Below are 14,491 nucleotides of genomic sequence, written 5' to 3'. Positions count from 1 at the left end.
AAACGTGGCGGGCCAGGATCGTGCTGCCCGATCGGGCTTGCGATATAGTTGCGCCATGAGTCATGAGAACAGCAAACTCGATAGCGCCTTGCAGGAACAGATCCTGACGGTCACGCGCTGCGGCCTCTCCGCCGGGGAGGCGACGGATTTCTTTCGCCTGGCGCTTGGCCTGTGCTACCTGGCCACGCTGATGACGAAGGAAACGCTCGACTTCAAGAAGCTGGACAAGGCCTTCAACCGCTTCATCTACCGCTCGATCGGCCCCGGCCACAGCATCACCAGCATCCTGCAATGGATGAGTGGCGAGGGCGTGGTCGCCGTGCTCGACTCGAAGCGTTTCACGCGGGCATTCGGCGACTACCTGCCGCACGTGCCGGTGGAGTCGATCCCCTTCCTGCTGGGCCTGAACCTGGGCGTGGCCAAGGATTTTTCCGGCCTCGACGTGCGCGGCCCGGTAGCCGACTGGATCGAGCGCCAGCGCATCTTGCGAGAAGGCGAATAACGACTTCGAGCGGGCACCGAAAAATTGTTCGTCCACGAGAAGGCGAATAACGCCTTCGAGCGGGCGACGTTTCCATCTGCTGCCGGGGGCGCTCCGCTGGGACGATTTGTCCCGCCCATCGTGCGGCCTGCCCCGCTGGCCGGCCTTTATAATCTGCTTGTCCGAACAAGATGGATCGCCTGCCATGAGCTCCAAATTCCATTTCCATACCCCCCTCGACCGCTTCATCTGCAGCACCGACAAGGCGCTGCGCGTGCTGGCCGGCGTGGCCTCCGCCTCGCGTCCGACACCGGCCGCGCACGTGGACGACGCCACGCTGACGGACGAGGAGCGCAAGCACAGCGCCGGCCTGATCCGCGTCGACCACGTGGGTGAAGTGATGGCGCAGGCGCTGTACAACTCGCAGGCGCGCTTTGCCAAGAGCGATACGCTGCGCGAGAAGTTCGAGGAAGCGAGCCGCGAGGAAGAAGACCACCTGGCCTGGACGGCGCAGCGGCTGAAGGAACTCAATTCGCAGACCAGCGTGCTGGCGCCGCTGTTCTATGCCGGCGCCTATGCGCTGGGCACCATGGCCGCCAGGATGGGCGATCCGCACAGCCTCGGTTTCGTGGTCGAGACCGAACGCCAGGTGGAGAAGCACCTGGAAAGCCATCTGCAAAGCCTGCCCGCCAGCGATGCCAAGTCGCGCGCGATCGTCGAGCAGATGCGCATCGACGAGATCGCGCACGGCAAGGCTGCGCAGGAAATGGGCGCGGCGCAGACCCCGCTGCCGGTGCGCGTCGCCATGACGGCGATGTCGAAGCTGATGACGGGTACCACGTACCACATCTGATCGGTATTGCCGCACGTTAACATGCGCAGCGTGCCGCGCTCGCCATCGTATAGTGTGATCAAAATGATCACGGAGAAACATCATGAAATGGGAAGGCAACCGGGAAAGCGATAACGTCGAGGACCGCCGCGGCGGTGGCGGCGGGGGCGGAGGATTCAGCTTTGGCGGTGGTTCGCTGTCGATCGGCGGCGTCGTCATCGCGCTGATCCTGTCCTTTGTCTTCGGCGTCAATCCGCTGACCCTGCTGGGCATGGCGGACGGCGGCGCGCCGCAGCAGCAGGCCACCGGGCCGAAGGCCACCGCCAACGACACCGAAACCCGCTTCATGAGGACGGTGCTGGCCGACACCGAGGATACCTGGGGCGCTCTGTTCAGCGCCCAGGGCGCGCAATACCAGCCGCCCACGCTGGTGCTGTTCACCGGCCGCACTTCCACCGCGTGCGGCACCGGCCAGTCGTCCACCGGGCCGTTCTACTGTCCGGCCGACCGCAAGGTGTACATCGATCTCGCCTTCTACCGCCTGATGAAGGAGCGTTTCCAGGTTTCCGGGGAGTTCGCGCAGGCTTACGTCATCGCGCATGAAGTAGGGCACCACGTGCAGCACCTGCTGGGCGTATCGGACCAGGTACACCAGGCGCAGCAGAACGCCAGTGAAGCGGAAGGAAACGCGCTGTCGGTGCGGCTGGAACTGCAGGCCGACTGCTATGCCGGCGTATGGGCGTTCCATGCCGACCGCTCGCGCCAGATCCTCGAGCAGGGCGACGTGGAAGCGGCGCTGTCGGCCGCCACCGCGATCGGCGACGATGCGCTGCAGCGCCAGGCGCAGGGCTATGTGGTGCCCGATTCGTTCACGCACGGCACCTCGGCGCAGCGCACGCGCTGGTTCCGCACCGGCCTGGAGTCGGGCGACGTGGCGCAGTGCGATACGTTCAAGGCGCGGCAGCTGTAGTGCAACCCGGCTTCAGGCGCGGCAGCTACGGGGGGATTACGCTTCGACGATCTCGAAGGAGTGCGTGATCTCGGCCGTCTTGGCCAGCATGATGCTGGCCGAGCAGTATTTGTCGTGCGACAGGTTGACGGCGCGTTCCACCGCTTCCGGCTTCAGGTCCTTGCCGGTGACGACGAAGTGGAAATTGATCTTTGTGAAGATCTTCGGATCGGTATCGGCGCGCTCGGCCTGCAGCGTCACATCGCAGCCCCGCACGTCGGCCCGGCCGCGTTTCAGGATCAGCACCACATCGTAGGCCGTGCAGCCGCCGGTGCCCAGCAATACCATTTCCATCGGCCGCGGCGCCAGATTGTGGCCGCCGCCTTCCGGCGCGCCATCCATCACGACCATGTGGCCCGACCCCGTCTGGGCGCGAAAACTCATGCCCGACGGGCCGTTCCAGCTGACTTTGACTTCCATTTCGATCTCCGAGTAATCCTGACAATAAACGTGCAGGGCATTGTAAAGCAGCCCGGCGCCGGCTGCCGGAGAGGCACCGGGCCGCCTCACAGGTCCATTCATACGTCCATTCAAACGCCCATCAGGTAGCGCTCGCTGCGCATCCGCCATGTGGTGAACCCGATGCACAGCAGCGCGAGCAGCAGGCTGCTGCCGAACGTCAGCAGGAACGGCAGCGGGCCCACGGCCTGCCCCTTGGCCAGCTCGCGCAGCAGCGTCTGGTGCGACAGCAGCGGCACCATGTACATCCACAGCTGCGTCGCCAGGTCCAGCATCGGTACCACGATCACCGGGATCATCGGCACTATCATGGCGAAGCTGGCCGTGGTCTGCGCTTCCTTGAACGTCTTCGCGTTGATCGCCAGCGCGATTTCCAGCGCGGCGGCGAGCAGCGGCAGCGACAGCGAAACCAGGCATACCAGCGCCAGGTCGCTCCATGACAGCCGCCACGACATGCCGATCTCCTCGAGCGGCAGCCATTTCAGGATGCCGTGCGCCACGCACAGTTCCAGCGTGAGTCCGGCCAGCGCCACGGCGGACGCGGCAAGCCACTTGCCGGCCACCAGGTCGATCGTGCGTGCCGGCTGCGCCAGCAGCACTTCCATCGAACGGCGTTCGCGCTCGCCGGCGGTACTGTCGACGGCGGGGCTGAGCGCGAAGAAGAATGCCGGAATGAAGAACATGCCGAGCATGGTGCCGATCACCGCGGCCGAGCGCGAAGCACTGGTGCCCGTGTCGTAGCGCTGCACCTGCACCGGAAACAGCGTGGCCGGCGAGACCCCGTGCGCCAGCAGCCGGGCGCCGGCGATCGTGTTGCCGTAGGCGCGCAGCACATCCTCGATGTCGCGCACCTTGCGGTAATTATCGGAGGCCGAGTCGTGCCACAGTTCGAGGCGCGCCGGACGCATGTCGCGGTAATCGCTGGCGTAGGCGGGCGACAGCCGCAGCACGGCGGCCGTCTTTTGTGCGCGCAGCAGGGCGGTGATCTGTTCCTCCGCCATCGGCTCTGCTTCGGTGATGTTGACGTTCTTTTGCCGGAGCTGCGTCATCAGCGTCGGCGCCTGCCTGGCGCCGATCACGGTCAGCTCGATGCCTTCCTTGTCCGATGCCGTGGCGCGATTGATCTGCTGGTACAGGATGCCGCCCACTACCACCGGATACAACAGCACGAACAGCAGCAGCAGCGACAGCGCGCGACGGTCGCGCAGCGTTTCGCGCAGTTCCTTCACGAAGACGACGAAGAACAATGGCCTCATGCGGTAATCCCTTCGTCGGTGCCGACCAGCTTCACGAACGCATCTTCCAGGCTGGCGATGCCGGTGCGTTCGCACAGCGATTGCGGGGTGCCCTGCGCCACCGTGGCGCCGCGCGCGATCACGATCACGTCGTCGCAGGAGTTGGTCACTTCCTGCATCACGTGCGTGGCCATGATCACGCAGCAGCCGTCGGCCCGCAGCGCGTCCAGGGCGCGGCGCAGCGCGCGGGTGCTCATCACGTCGAGGCCGCGGCTGGGCTCGTCGAGCAGCAGGTTGCGCGGGCGGTGCAGCAGTGTGCGCGCCAGCGCCACCTTGATGCGCTGGCCCTGCGAAAAGCCTTTCGACCGGCGCTCCAGGATATCTTCCAGCGACAGCAGGGCCGTCACCTCGTCGATGCGCTGCTCGATGACGCGGCGGTCCATGCCGTTCAGTTCGCCGAAGTAGCGCAGGTACTCGCGGGTGGAGAGTTTTTCATACAGCCCGAACTGGTCGGTCAGGAAGCCGATATTGCGGCGCGCGGCCAGCGGATCGGTGCCGGGATCGATGCCGTCGATCAGGATCGTGCCGCTGTCGCGCCGCAGCAGGCCGACCAGCAGGCGCAGCAGCGTGGTCTTGCCGGCACCGTTCGGGCCCAGCAGCGCGGTCACCTGGCCGTCGCGCGCCGTAAACGTGGCGCCGGACAGCGCCTGCACCTTGCCGAAATGTTTCGTCACATCGTGGACTTCTATCATCGCTTGTCTGCCATTGATCCGTTCAGGGTTGCGGGCCGGCGCTGTTCAGCTGGAACGTGGGCGCGGGAATCTCGTCCAGGCAGCGCGCGGCCACGCGCTGGTGCGGCGCATCGAGGAATTCGCGCATCAGCCGCGGCACGCAGCCCAGGGGAGAAACGATGTGGCCGCCGTTCTTCACCACCAGGTGCTGGGCCGCCGACATCAGCTTCGCCGCCGCTTCCGCGCGGCGCGGCGGCGTGACCGGGTCCTGGGCGCCGGACAGCAGCAGCGCCGGCGCGTCGATGCGCCCCGGCGCCGCATACGCGACCGGCTTCACGTTGACGACCGGGCACAGCGTGGCCAGTTGCGTGACCTGCGGCGCGCCGAGGAAGGAGCCGCGCGTGTCATCGGCCACCAGTTGCGGCGTCAGGCGCGGGAAATCCTCGGCGCACACCACGGCGAGATACAGCGGGCCGGCCATCGCGCCGTCGGTGGAAAAATCGCTGTCGCGATTGCTCTGGGCGATGAACGGCTCCCAGCGGCCGCCATGGGCGCTATGGATCAGGAACGGCAGCGTGTGCGCATCCGCCTGCGAGTACAGCACGCGGTGCACGGTGGCGGTGAAGCGGCGCAGGCTGATGGTGACGGGACGCAGCGCGGCCGTGCGCGGATCGGCCATCTCGATCCTGGCCGGGGCCTTCGCCAGGCGCTCCGCCAGCGCGGCGAATTCGGCGCGCAGCGCGGGGAAGGCGCGTGCGCAGGCCGCATCCTTTTCGCACTGGCGGAAGGTGGTCTCCAGCGCGGCCTGGGCATCGCGGCCGCCGGCGGGAATCACCTGGTCCGGGGCGGCCACGCCGTCGAGCACCATGGCGCGCACGTTCGACGGGAACAGGCGAGCGTAATGCTGCGCGAGGCGGGTGCCGTACGAGCCGCCCCACAAGTTGACCTGCGGGTAACCCAGCGCCAGGCGCACGCGTTCGATGTCGCGGGCTGCCGCATCCGTCGTGTAGCTGCCGTAGGGCGCGCCCAGCGATTCGATGCAGCGCCGGGCATCCGCGTCGAGCTGTTCTTCCGTCATCGTGTCGATCTCGGGCGGCGACTTGCAATCGAGCTTGCCCGACAGGCCGGTGCCGCGCTGGTCGATCAGCACGATATCGCGGGTGGCGCGCACGCGGCGGAACGCGGCATGCACGAGTGGCAGGATATCGCTGCCGGCCTGGCCGGGGCCGCCGGCCAGCACGAACAGCGGGTCGCGCCGTGCCGCTTCGCGGAAGGCCGGGGCAACCGTGGCATGCACCGTGATCGTCTTGCCCGGCTTGCCGTAGTCGAGCGGCACCTGCACGGTGAGGCAGCGCAGCGCTTCTTCCACGCCGGGCAGGTGGCAGGTGCGGCCGGCCTGGGGCGTGGTCGCGGCATGCGCCTGCGGCAGCGCCAGCTGCGCGGCCAGCAGCAGGGTGGTGACCAGGGAGAATCTCACTGCAAAGCCCTCTCGACAATATCGGTGGGCAATACTAGCGCGGGAATTGCCGGATGAGCAACCGAGGGCACGCCGGGCGGCGGTCCGGGTGCCGGGGGCGGGGAAGTTCCTTGCCTGGCGGGTTGACCCGGCGGCGCGCGGCACGCTATAATCGCCAGCTTTCCGTTCGCTCAGGAAAAGTCATAAGAAGGATGCGTCCGTTGAATCGAGGTGTTTGCACCTTGGCGCGGAACCACCGTTTTGAGCGTTTATTTATTTCTTCATTAGGAAGTCAAACATGAAAACTTTTTCCGCTAAGGGCCATGAAGTCCAGCGCGACTGGTTCGTGATTGACGCGACGGACAAAGTCCTCGGCCGTGTTGCCAGCGAAGTGGCACGCCGACTGCGCGGCAAGCACAAGCCAGAATTTACCCCTCACGTCGACACCGGCGACTTCATCGTCGTCATCAATGCAGGCAAACTGCGCGTGACCGGCACCAAAGCCACCGAGAAGACGTACTACCGTCACTCCGGCTACCCGGGTGGTATCTACGAAACGAACTTCCTGAAAATGCAACAGCGCTTCCCGGGCCGTGCCCTGGAAAAGGCCGTCAAGGGCATGCTGCCGAAGGGCCCGCTGGGCTACGCAATGATCAAGAAGCTGAAAGTGTACGCCGAAGGTTCGCACCCGCACGCTGCCCAGCAACCCAAAGCACTCGAATTCTAAGGAACTGACATGATCGGTAACTACAACTACGGCACCGGCCGTCGCAAGAGTGCAGTGGCTCGCGTGTTCATCAAGGTCGGCACCGGCCAGATCATCGTGAACGGCAAGCCTGCTTCCGAGTACTTCTCCCGCGAAACCGGCCTGATGGTGATCCGTCAGCCGCTGGAACTGACCGGCAACGTCGAGCGTTTCGACATCAAGGTCAACGTGCATGGCGGCGGCGAGTCCGGCCAGGCAGGTGCAGTGCGCCACGGTATCACCCGCGCACTGATCGACTACGACGCAGCACTGAAGGGCGATCTGGCACGTGCCGGCTTCGTTACCCGTGACGCCCGTGAAGTCGAGCGTAAGAAAGTCGGCCTGCGTAAAGCACGTCGCGCTAAGCAGTTCTCGAAGCGTTAATCGGTTTCCGATTCGCGTTTCCTGTCCTGCCGCCGCCCGGTTCGCCGGGCTGGCAACAGAAGAAGCCGCTGGTCTCCAGCGGCTTTTTTGCATTTCGGCAGGGGTAAGACGCCTGTCACCGTAGGCTGATAAAATTCGCTCTCACTCATTCATCTTTTGCAAGGAACAAGAACATGATCAAAGTTGGCATCGTCGGCGGCACCGGCTACACCGGCGTGGAACTGCTGCGATTGTTGGCAGTCCATCCCGAAGTGCAGCTGACGGCAATCACGTCGCGCAAGGAAGATGGCCTGCCGGTGGCCGACATGTACCCGTCGCTGCGCGGCCGCGTGAACCTGGCGTTTTCCGCGCCGGACAAGGCGGACCTGACGCAATGCGACGTCGTGTTCTTTGCCACCCCGCACGGTGTGGCGATGGCGCAGGCGCCGGAACTGCTGGCCAAGGGTGTCAAGGTGATCGACCTGGCGGCGGATTTCCGCATCAAGGACCGCGCCGTGTTCGAGAAGACCTACAAGATCGACCATACGGCGCCGGAACTGCTGGAGCAGGCCGTGTACGGTCTCGTCGAGCTGAACCGTGAAGAGATCAAGGGCGCGAGCCTGATCGCCAACCCGGGTTGCTACCCGAACACCATGCAGATCGGTTTCGCGCCGCTGCTGAAGGCCGGCGCGATCGATGCGGGCAACCTGATCGCCGACTGCAAGTCGGGCGTGTCCGGTGCCGGCCGCAAGGCCGAGATCGGCATCCTGTTCTCCGAGTCGAGCGACAATTTCAAGGCCTACGGCGTGGCCGGTCACCGCCACACCCCGGAAACCACCGCCCAGCTGCAGCGGCTGACCGGCGACAAGGTATCGCTGGTGTTTACGCCGCACCTGGTGCCGATGATCCGCGGCATGCACTCCACGCTGTACGGCAAGCTGACCAGGGACATCAGCAACGAGGAACTGCAAAAGCTGTTCGAGGACGCCTATGCCGGCGAGAAATTCATCGACGTGATGCCGTTCGGCTCGCACCCGGAAACCCGCACCACCAAGGGTTCGAACATGCTGCGCCTGGCGGTGCACCGGCCGGACAACGGCAACACCGTGATCGTGCTCGTGGTGCAGGACAACCTGGTGAAGGGCGCTTCCGGCCAGGCCGTGCAGTGCATGAACCTGATGTTCGGCCTCGACGAAAGCCTGGGCCTGGACACGATCGCGCTGCTGCCTTGAACTTTCGCCATTGAAGTGGTGCATCTTCGCCTCATATCCCTGGAGAAATGGGGCGGGCCGGAGCAGGGCGTCGCGCAAAGGTCTATAATGGACGCAACGATTTTTAGTGGGAGTTTCCAATGAATGCAGTAGCCGAAGCGCAAGAAGTGATCCCGGCACCGATCGTCTTTTCCGACAGCGCGGCCGATAAAGTGGCCCAGCTGATCGAAGAAGAAGGCAATCCCGACCTGAAACTGCGCGTATTCGTGCAGGGTGGCGGTTGCTCGGGTTTCCAGTACGGTTTCACGTTCGATGAAATCGTCAACGAAGACGACACCACGATGGTCAAGAACGGCGTCCAGCTGCTGATCGACTCGATGAGCTACCAGTACCTCATCGGCGCCGAAATCGACTACAAGGACGACCTCGAAGGCGCCCAGTTCGTGATCAAGAACCCGAACGCCCAGTCGACCTGCGGCTGCGGTTCCTCGTTCTCGGTGTAAGTTTCGCTCGAGCAAAAAAGGCGGTCAGCGCGAGCTGACCGCCTTTTTTTTCGTCCAGGAAAGCGGAAGAGGCCCCGAGCCTCGTCTTGGAATCAGGCGGCCGCGGCGAGCCGCGCATTGGCGGCCAGGCGCTCTTCCAGGCGGTCCCACAGCCGGTCGTGGTATGGCAGCGCGATCACGTTCAGGATCGGCTCCAGCACGGCGGCAACGCCGCCGAAAGCCATCGAGCCGGTGGCCCAGAACATCACGCCGAACGCCACCGCCATGTGGAACAGCGTCTGGCTCAGCTTTTCGGCCGCCAGCAGCGCGGTTGCGTTATAGGCGGAGCGTGCCCTGATGCGGCGCCAGAAGCCTTCGTGCATCGGCAGGAACGCCACATTGATGACCGGCTCGAGAATCGCAGCGAGGCCGCCGAACGCCACCGATCCTGTCATCAGGTACATCAGGGTGAACGCGATGGCCATGTGGGTGGTGACCTGGCTGAGTTTTTTCGCTGCGACGATCATGGCTGCCTCTGCATTGGATAACTGTTGAGACAGATGATAACGATTCTCGTTCAAATATCAAAATTGATTGTGTTCACCAGTGCGATTGATTTTTACAATGACGCTCCTGTCGATCATAGCGGCGCTCGAACGTCGTTACAGGGAACCCACCACTAGGAGATGACATGTCCGATCAAGTCAAAGGCCCCGCGTCCTATTTCCCTTCGATCGAAGCCAGGTACGGCCATCCGGTCGCGCACTGGTTCACCCTGCTGGGCCTGCAGGGGAGCCGCATACACATGGAACTGGTCAACTGGCTGAAGAGCGAGCATGGGCTCGGCCATGGGCATGCCAACGCGCTCGTGGCCTTTCATCTCGCACAGCGGTAGCAGGGTTCAGCGCGGATACAGGGTGCCCAGCACGCGTTCGCCACGCGCGCCGGTCACCGAAGGCAGGTTGCCCGGCTTGCGATCGTCGAAGCGCCATGCCAGCCAGGCCCAGCACAGGGCTTCAACGTGGGAGGGATCGGCCCCCAGTGCCGCGCTGGTCTGCACATTGACGCGCTCGCCCAGCTCTTCCGCCAGCATGCGCAGCAGCGTGCCATTGAAGGCACCGCCGCCGCAGACGTACAGCGCATCCGTGTCCGGCGCATGGGTGTGGATGGCGTGCGCGACCGAGACCGCCGTCAGCCGTGTCAGCGTTGCCGCCACGTCGGCCGGTGCTGCGCCGGCAAAGCCGGCCAGGCGCGTGCGCAGCCAGTCCAGGTGGAACAGGTCGCGCCCCGTGCTTTTTGGCGGCGGCAGCGTGAAATAAGGTTCCGACAGCAGCACGGCCAGCAAGTGCGGCAATGCGTGGCCGGAGGCGGCCCAGGCGCCGTCCGCATCGTACGGCTTGCCCAGGTGGAGGCGCGTCCACTCGTCGATCAGCACATTGCCCGGGCCGGTATCGAAGCCGGTGACGTGGCCGCTTGCCTGCAGCACGCTGATATTACCGATGCCGCCGATATTGGCCAGCGCGCGCGTCTTGCCCGGCTCGCCGAACAGCGCGTGGTGCGCGGCCGGCACCAGCGGTGCTCCCTGGCCGCCGGCCGCCACGTCGCGCGAGCGAAAGTCCACGATCGCATCGATGCCGGTCAGCTCTGCCAGCAGGGCGCCGTTGATGGTCTGCCGCGTATACCCGAGCTCGGGGCGGTGACGGACGGTCTGGCCGTGGGCGCCGATCGCGCGCACGTCCGCCGCCTGCATGCCGGACTGTTCGAGCAGCGCCGCCACGCATTGTGCATACATGCGCGCAATGCCGTTGCCGGCCAGCGCTTCACGCTCCAGCTCGTTGTGACCGGCGGCCTGCAGTGCACGCAGTTCGTCCAGCAGCGCCGGTGGATAGGGTACGTGGTGCGTGGCCATCGTGCGGGCGGCACCGGCCCAGAAGTCGACCAGCACGCCGTCGACACCGTCGAGGCTGGTGCCCGACATTAACCCTATGAACAAGCTCATCGTGTATCCGCGGAAGTGAAGTGAAGATGGCGGCATTGTGCCTGATGTGCATCAGTGTTAGCCAGCTAACGGTCGCGGTCGCGGCACGCGCGTACACTGGTTTCACAGTGAGGGAGGAATGAAAAACGGCGCCTCTCGGGGCGCCGTCTTTCAACCGGATAGCCGGTGCTTGTCGCGTGGGGCTTATTTCTGCGCCAGCGTATCGGTGGGGTTTGCGCCTTGCGGACGCAGCAGCGCAAAGCGGTGGGCGATTTCATTCGACACCATCTTGAACCGCGCCATCTCGGCTGCCGTCAGCGGTGCCTGGGCAATCACGTTCAGCTTGGTCGGATCCTTGGATTGGCCGCCCACGCGGAACTCATAGTGCAAGTGCGCGCCGGTCGACCAGCCGGTCGAGCCCACATAGCCGATCAGGTCGCCCTGGCTGACTTTCTGGCCCTTCTTCAGGCCGGAAGCGAAGCGGCTCATGTGTGCGTAGGCGGTGCTGTAGTTGTTCCAGTGCTTCAGCACGACCACGTTGCCGTAGCCGCCCTGCTTGCCGGCGAAGTCGACGACACCGTCGCCGGCGGCGCGGATCGGCGTGCCGGTCGGCGCTGCGAAGTCGATACCCTTGTGCGCCTTCCAGTTGCCGGAAATCGGATGCACGCGCATCGAGAAGCCGGAAGAAATACGGGTGAATTCCAGCGGCGACTTCAGGAACGCCTTCTTCAGCGACTTGCCGTCCAGGCTGTAGTAACCGCCGCCGCCCTTGGTGGACGGATCGTCGAACCACACGGACTGATACGTGACGCCGCGGTTCGTGAACTCGCCGGCCAGGATACGGCCCGCCTTGACGAATTCGCCATCCTGCCAGAACGTTTCGTACACCACGTTGAACCGGTCGCCGCGCTTCACATCGGAGCGGAAATCGATATTGGTCGAGAACATTTCCAGGATCTGGCGCACGACCGAATCCGGCAGGCGCGCACCGTCCGCATCGGAGTCGGTGGCTGCGAACAGCGTGGTCTTGATCTCGCGCGCATGCATCTCGACACGGCGCTCCAGCTTGGCCGGGGCTGCTTCAGCCACGAACGCATCGCCCTTGCGGATGACGGAAATATTCTTGACGGGGACATCCTGGCCATCGACGACGCTGGCGCGCAGCCACAGCAGCTGGCCGTTGTCGTCCGTTTGCGCCAGCACGCGCTTGCCGCTGCGCAGCTGCATGATGCCCTTGGCGGTCTTGTCCTTCTTGATGAAGGTTTCCGCGGCATCGTCGTCGATGCCCAGGCGGTGCAGCAGCGTCGCCAGCGTGTCGCCGGCGCGGATGCGCTCTTCGCGCACGTATTTCTGCGTGCCGTCCTGTTCGTCGAGGGCGGTGATCTGGGAGGCGAGGTTCGGGGAGGCAAGATCTTGCGAGATCGTTTTAACCGGCAGATCGCTGGCATCCGGAGCAAGCGGAGCCACGCCGGCGGCGCCGAAGGCGCACAAGGCGAGGGCCACTGCGGACGCGCTGACGATGCGGGCCTTGCGGGTCGAACCTAGCAGATGGTACAAGCGCGAGCTTGTGAACTTATGTATAGGGTTCATGCAATCAGTTAAAATTTGCCGCTTGAACTGTTGAATTTTTGCTTTTTTGTTCTAACTTGTTGATTTATTTAGTTTTCGTTGGGCAAGATTGACGGGATCGGGCATTATAACAAACTCCTGCGCTACGCCAACATTTTGAGAAAATTTTCGGATACATGGATACAAATTCCCCGGCGCCAGGCGCTCCAGCAGCCGCTGTTTCTACTCCCGCTACTTCCGCTACTTCCGCTTCCACGCCGGCATTGCCTCTCAGTGACACCGTACAAGAAGCGCTCGCCATCGCCAAGAGGGGAGTGGACGAACTGCTGATCGAAAGTGAATTCGCTCAGAAACTTGCGCGTTCCGAAGCGAGCGGCGTGCCGCTGCGCATCAAGCTGGGCCTGGACCCCACGGCGCCCGACCTGCACCTGGGCCATACAGTGGTGCTGAACAAGATGCGCCAGCTGCAGAACCTGGGCCATCAGGTGATCTTCCTCATCGGCGACTTCACGTCGATGATCGGCGATCCGTCGGGCCGCAATGCCACGCGGCCGCCGCTGACCCGCGAACAGATCGAACAGAACGCCCAGACCTACTTCAAGCAGGCTTCGCTGGTGCTCGATCCGGCGAAGACGGAAATCCGCTACAACTCCGAATGGTGCGACCAGCTCGGCGCGCGCGGCATGATCCAGCTGGCGTCGCGCTATACCGTGGCGCGCATGATGGAACGCGACGATTTCGCGAAACGCTTCAAGAATGGGACACCGATCTCGGTCCACGAGTTCCTGTACCCGCTGATGCAGGGCTACGATTCGGTGGCGCTTAAGAGCGACCTCGAGCTGGGCGGCACCGACCAGAAGTTCAACCTGCTGGTCGGCCGCGAACTGCAGAAGGACTGGGGCCAGGAGCCGCAGTGCATCCTGACGATGCCGCTGCTGGAAGGTCTCGACGGCGTCGACAAGATGTCGAAGTCGAAAAACAACTACATCGGCATCACCGAGCCGGCCAACACGATGTTCGCGAAAGTGATGAGCATCTCGGACACGATGATGTGGCGTTACTACGAACTGCTGTCGTGGCGCTCGCTCGATGATGTGGCGGCGCTGAAGAAGGCCATCGAAGGCGGCGCCAACCCGCGCGACGCGAAAGTGGCGATCGCCCAGGAAATCGTCGAGCGCTTCCACTCCCGCCAGGCGGCCGAGGATGCGCTGGCCGACTTCGTCAACCGTTCGAAAGGCGGCATTCCGGACGATATCGCCGAGATCGCCGTCAGCGGCGCGCCGCTGGGCGTGGCGCAGCTGCTCAAGCAAACCGGGCTGTGTGCATCGACCTCCGAGGCGATGCGCATGATCGACCAGGGCGGCGTGCGCATCGACGGCACAGTCGTCAGCGACAAGGCCCTGAAGGCCGAAGCCGGCACGTTCGTGCTGCAGGTCGGCAAGCGCAAGTTCGCCCGCATCGTCCTGTCGGCATGATCGGCCTGTTGCAGCGCGTGACGGCGGCGCAGGTCGTCGTCGATGGCGCCGTCGTCGGTGCCATCGATGGCGGGCTGATGGTGCTGGTCTGCGCCGAGAAGGGCGACACCGAGAAGGAAGCGGACGCGCTGCTGGCCAAGCTGCTGGCCTACCGCGTGTTTTCCGACGATGCCGGCAAGATGAACCGCAGCGTCACCGACGTGGCCGGCGGCCTGCTGCTGGTGCCCCAGTTCACGCTGGCCGCGGATACCCGTTCCGGCACCCGCCCGTCGTTCTCGCCGGCCGCCGCGCCGGAAGACGGCCGGCGCCTGTTCGATCATTTCGTGCGGCAGGCCCGGGCCCGCCATGGCATCGTGGCGACCGGGCAGTTCGGTGCCGACATGAAAGTGACCTTGACCAACGATGGTCCGGTAACCTTTTGGCTCCAGACAGGTCCAAGTAAATAATAACGAACCCAAAGGACGA

Annotated in this window: 17 protein-coding genes; 10 read left to right on the top strand and 7 right to left on the bottom strand. The window is 64.4% G+C overall.

What is annotated here, in order from left to right:
* Positions 1-55: 55 nt before the first annotated feature.
* From ACY34H_RS20050 to ypfJ, 3 genes are all read left to right on the top strand, one after another.
* On the top strand, positions 56-502 hold the full coding sequence (locus ACY34H_RS20050) for a hypothetical protein (RefSeq protein ID WP_137316099.1): 447 nt from the start codon (positions 56-58) through the stop codon (positions 500-502).
* Between the two features lie 184 nt (positions 503-686).
* Positions 687-1,334 (top strand): 2-polyprenyl-3-methyl-6-methoxy-1,4-benzoquinone monooxygenase, encoded by a 648-nt coding sequence (coq7, locus tag ACY34H_RS20045; RefSeq protein ID WP_464979224.1) that lies wholly within the window; start codon positions 687-689, stop codon positions 1,332-1,334.
* 82 nt (positions 1,335-1,416) lie between these two features.
* The gene (ypfJ, locus tag ACY34H_RS20040; protein WP_464979223.1) at positions 1,417-2,283 is read left to right on the top strand and encodes a KPN_02809 family neutral zinc metallopeptidase; all 867 of its coding nucleotides are present in this window, start codon (positions 1,417-1,419) and stop codon (positions 2,281-2,283) included.
* 36 nt (positions 2,284-2,319) lie between these two features.
* On the opposite strand, the gene ACY34H_RS20035 is transcribed toward ypfJ, so the two are convergent.
* The 4 genes from ACY34H_RS20035 to ACY34H_RS20020 form a co-directional block, all read right to left on the bottom strand.
* The gene (locus tag ACY34H_RS20035; protein ID WP_464979222.1) at positions 2,320-2,742 is read right to left on the bottom strand and encodes an OsmC family protein; all 423 of its coding nucleotides are present in this window, start codon (positions 2,740-2,742) and stop codon (positions 2,320-2,322) included.
* 110 nt (positions 2,743-2,852) lie between these two features.
* Positions 2,853-4,037 carry an ABC transporter permease gene (locus ACY34H_RS20030; RefSeq protein ID WP_464979221.1) on the bottom strand — a complete coding sequence of 395 codons (1,185 nt, stop codon included), beginning with the start codon at positions 4,035-4,037 and terminating at the stop codon, positions 2,853-2,855.
* Entirely contained in the window at positions 4,034-4,750 is a 717-nt protein-coding gene (locus tag ACY34H_RS20025) for an ABC transporter ATP-binding protein (protein ID WP_464979220.1), read from the bottom strand. Before ACY34H_RS20025 ends, ACY34H_RS20030 begins: the two co-directional genes overlap by 4 nt.
* Positions 4,751-4,790: 40 nt before the next feature.
* A complete protein-coding gene (locus ACY34H_RS20020) occupies positions 4,791-6,224 on the bottom strand; it encodes an alpha/beta fold hydrolase (protein WP_464979219.1) in 1,434 nt (477 codons plus the stop codon).
* Between the two features lie 277 nt (positions 6,225-6,501).
* On the opposite strand from ACY34H_RS20020, the gene rplM reads away from it, so the two are divergent.
* From rplM to erpA, 4 genes are all read left to right on the top strand, one after another.
* Positions 6,502-6,930 (top strand): 50S ribosomal protein L13, encoded by a 429-nt coding sequence (gene rplM, locus ACY34H_RS20015; RefSeq protein WP_107140762.1) that lies wholly within the window; start codon positions 6,502-6,504, stop codon positions 6,928-6,930.
* A 9-nt stretch (positions 6,931-6,939) separates the two neighbouring features.
* On the top strand, positions 6,940-7,332 hold the full coding sequence (gene rpsI / locus ACY34H_RS20010; RefSeq protein ID WP_119811272.1) for a 30S ribosomal protein S9: 393 nt from the start codon (positions 6,940-6,942) through the stop codon (positions 7,330-7,332).
* Positions 7,333-7,505: 173 nt separating this feature from the next.
* The gene (gene argC / locus ACY34H_RS20005; RefSeq protein ID WP_464979218.1) at positions 7,506-8,543 is read left to right on the top strand and encodes an N-acetyl-gamma-glutamyl-phosphate reductase; all 1,038 of its coding nucleotides are present in this window, start codon (positions 7,506-7,508) and stop codon (positions 8,541-8,543) included.
* 119 nt (positions 8,544-8,662) lie between these two features.
* Positions 8,663-9,025: an iron-sulfur cluster insertion protein ErpA gene (gene erpA, locus ACY34H_RS20000; RefSeq protein ID WP_137316107.1), complete on the top strand. Its 363-nt coding sequence runs from the start codon at positions 8,663-8,665 to the stop codon at positions 9,023-9,025.
* A 92-nt stretch (positions 9,026-9,117) separates the two neighbouring features.
* Here erpA and ACY34H_RS19995 read toward each other — a convergent pair whose 3' ends face one another.
* Entirely contained in the window at positions 9,118-9,531 is a 414-nt protein-coding gene (locus tag ACY34H_RS19995) for a DUF2061 domain-containing protein (protein ID WP_464979217.1), read from the bottom strand.
* Positions 9,532-9,695: 164 nt separating this feature from the next.
* Between ACY34H_RS19995 and ACY34H_RS19990 the strand changes: the two genes are divergently transcribed.
* A complete protein-coding gene (locus ACY34H_RS19990; RefSeq protein WP_464979216.1) occupies positions 9,696-9,899 on the top strand; it encodes a DUF4287 domain-containing protein in 204 nt (67 codons plus the stop codon).
* A gap of 6 nt (positions 9,900-9,905) precedes the next feature.
* Here ACY34H_RS19990 and ACY34H_RS19985 read toward each other — a convergent pair whose 3' ends face one another.
* Together ACY34H_RS19985 and ACY34H_RS19980 are read right to left on the bottom strand one after the other, a co-directional pair.
* Positions 9,906-11,003, bottom strand: coding sequence for an anhydro-N-acetylmuramic acid kinase (locus tag ACY34H_RS19985; RefSeq protein WP_464979215.1), 1,098 nt, complete (start codon positions 11,001-11,003; stop codon positions 9,906-9,908).
* A gap of 183 nt (positions 11,004-11,186) precedes the next feature.
* Entirely contained in the window at positions 11,187-12,572 is a 1,386-nt protein-coding gene (locus tag ACY34H_RS19980; RefSeq protein WP_464979214.1) for a peptidoglycan DD-metalloendopeptidase family protein, read from the bottom strand.
* Positions 12,573-12,727: 155 nt separating this feature from the next.
* On the opposite strand from ACY34H_RS19980, the gene tyrS reads away from it, so the two are divergent.
* Together tyrS and dtd are read left to right on the top strand one after the other, a co-directional pair.
* Positions 12,728-14,026 (top strand): tyrosine--tRNA ligase, encoded by a 1,299-nt coding sequence (tyrS, locus tag ACY34H_RS19975; RefSeq protein WP_464979213.1) that lies wholly within the window; start codon positions 12,728-12,730, stop codon positions 14,024-14,026.
* Positions 14,023-14,472 carry a D-aminoacyl-tRNA deacylase gene (gene dtd / locus ACY34H_RS19970; protein WP_464979212.1) on the top strand — a complete coding sequence of 150 codons (450 nt, stop codon included), beginning with the start codon at positions 14,023-14,025 and terminating at the stop codon, positions 14,470-14,472. Before tyrS ends, dtd begins: the two co-directional genes overlap by 4 nt.
* The last annotated feature ends 19 nt before the right edge of the window (positions 14,473-14,491 follow it).

This window comes from Pseudoduganella sp. jia 9, assembly GCF_055502615.1.
The sequence above is the reverse complement of the archived record's forward strand: the minus strand, read 5'-3'. Positions and strand labels throughout refer to the sequence as shown.

What these genes read in the sequence shown, in the direction of transcription:
- ACY34H_RS20050 (WP_137316099.1), top strand. Translation starts at nt 56, where the DNA reads ATGAGTCATGAGAACAGCAAACTCGATAGCGCCTTGCAGGAACAGATC.
- coq7 (WP_464979224.1), top strand. Translation starts at nt 687, where the DNA reads ATGAGCTCCAAATTCCATTTCCATACCCCCCTCGACCGCTTCATCTGC.
- ypfJ (WP_464979223.1), top strand. Translation starts at nt 1,417, where the DNA reads ATGAAATGGGAAGGCAACCGGGAAAGCGATAACGTCGAGGACCGCCGC.
- ACY34H_RS20035 (WP_464979222.1), bottom strand. Translation starts at nt 2,742, where the DNA reads ATGGAAGTCAAAGTCAGCTGGAACGGCCCGTCGGGCATGAGTTTTCGC.
- ACY34H_RS20030 (WP_464979221.1), bottom strand. Translation starts at nt 4,037, where the DNA reads ATGAGGCCATTGTTCTTCGTCGTCTTCGTGAAGGAACTGCGCGAAACG.
- rplM (WP_107140762.1), top strand. Translation starts at nt 6,502, where the DNA reads ATGAAAACTTTTTCCGCTAAGGGCCATGAAGTCCAGCGCGACTGGTTC.
- rpsI (WP_119811272.1), top strand. Translation starts at nt 6,940, where the DNA reads ATGATCGGTAACTACAACTACGGCACCGGCCGTCGCAAGAGTGCAGTG.
- argC (WP_464979218.1), top strand. Translation starts at nt 7,506, where the DNA reads ATGATCAAAGTTGGCATCGTCGGCGGCACCGGCTACACCGGCGTGGAA.
- erpA (WP_137316107.1), top strand. Translation starts at nt 8,663, where the DNA reads ATGAATGCAGTAGCCGAAGCGCAAGAAGTGATCCCGGCACCGATCGTC.
- ACY34H_RS19995 (WP_464979217.1), bottom strand. Translation starts at nt 9,531, where the DNA reads ATGATCGTCGCAGCGAAAAAACTCAGCCAGGTCACCACCCACATGGCC.
- ACY34H_RS19990 (WP_464979216.1), top strand. Translation starts at nt 9,696, where the DNA reads ATGTCCGATCAAGTCAAAGGCCCCGCGTCCTATTTCCCTTCGATCGAA.
- ACY34H_RS19985 (WP_464979215.1), bottom strand. Translation starts at nt 11,003, where the DNA reads ATGAGCTTGTTCATAGGGTTAATGTCGGGCACCAGCCTCGACGGTGTC.
- ACY34H_RS19980 (WP_464979214.1), bottom strand. Translation starts at nt 12,572, where the DNA reads ATGAACCCTATACATAAGTTCACAAGCTCGCGCTTGTACCATCTGCTA.
- tyrS (WP_464979213.1), top strand. Translation starts at nt 12,728, where the DNA reads ATGGATACAAATTCCCCGGCGCCAGGCGCTCCAGCAGCCGCTGTTTCT.
- dtd (WP_464979212.1), top strand. Translation starts at nt 14,023, where the DNA reads ATGATCGGCCTGTTGCAGCGCGTGACGGCGGCGCAGGTCGTCGTCGAT.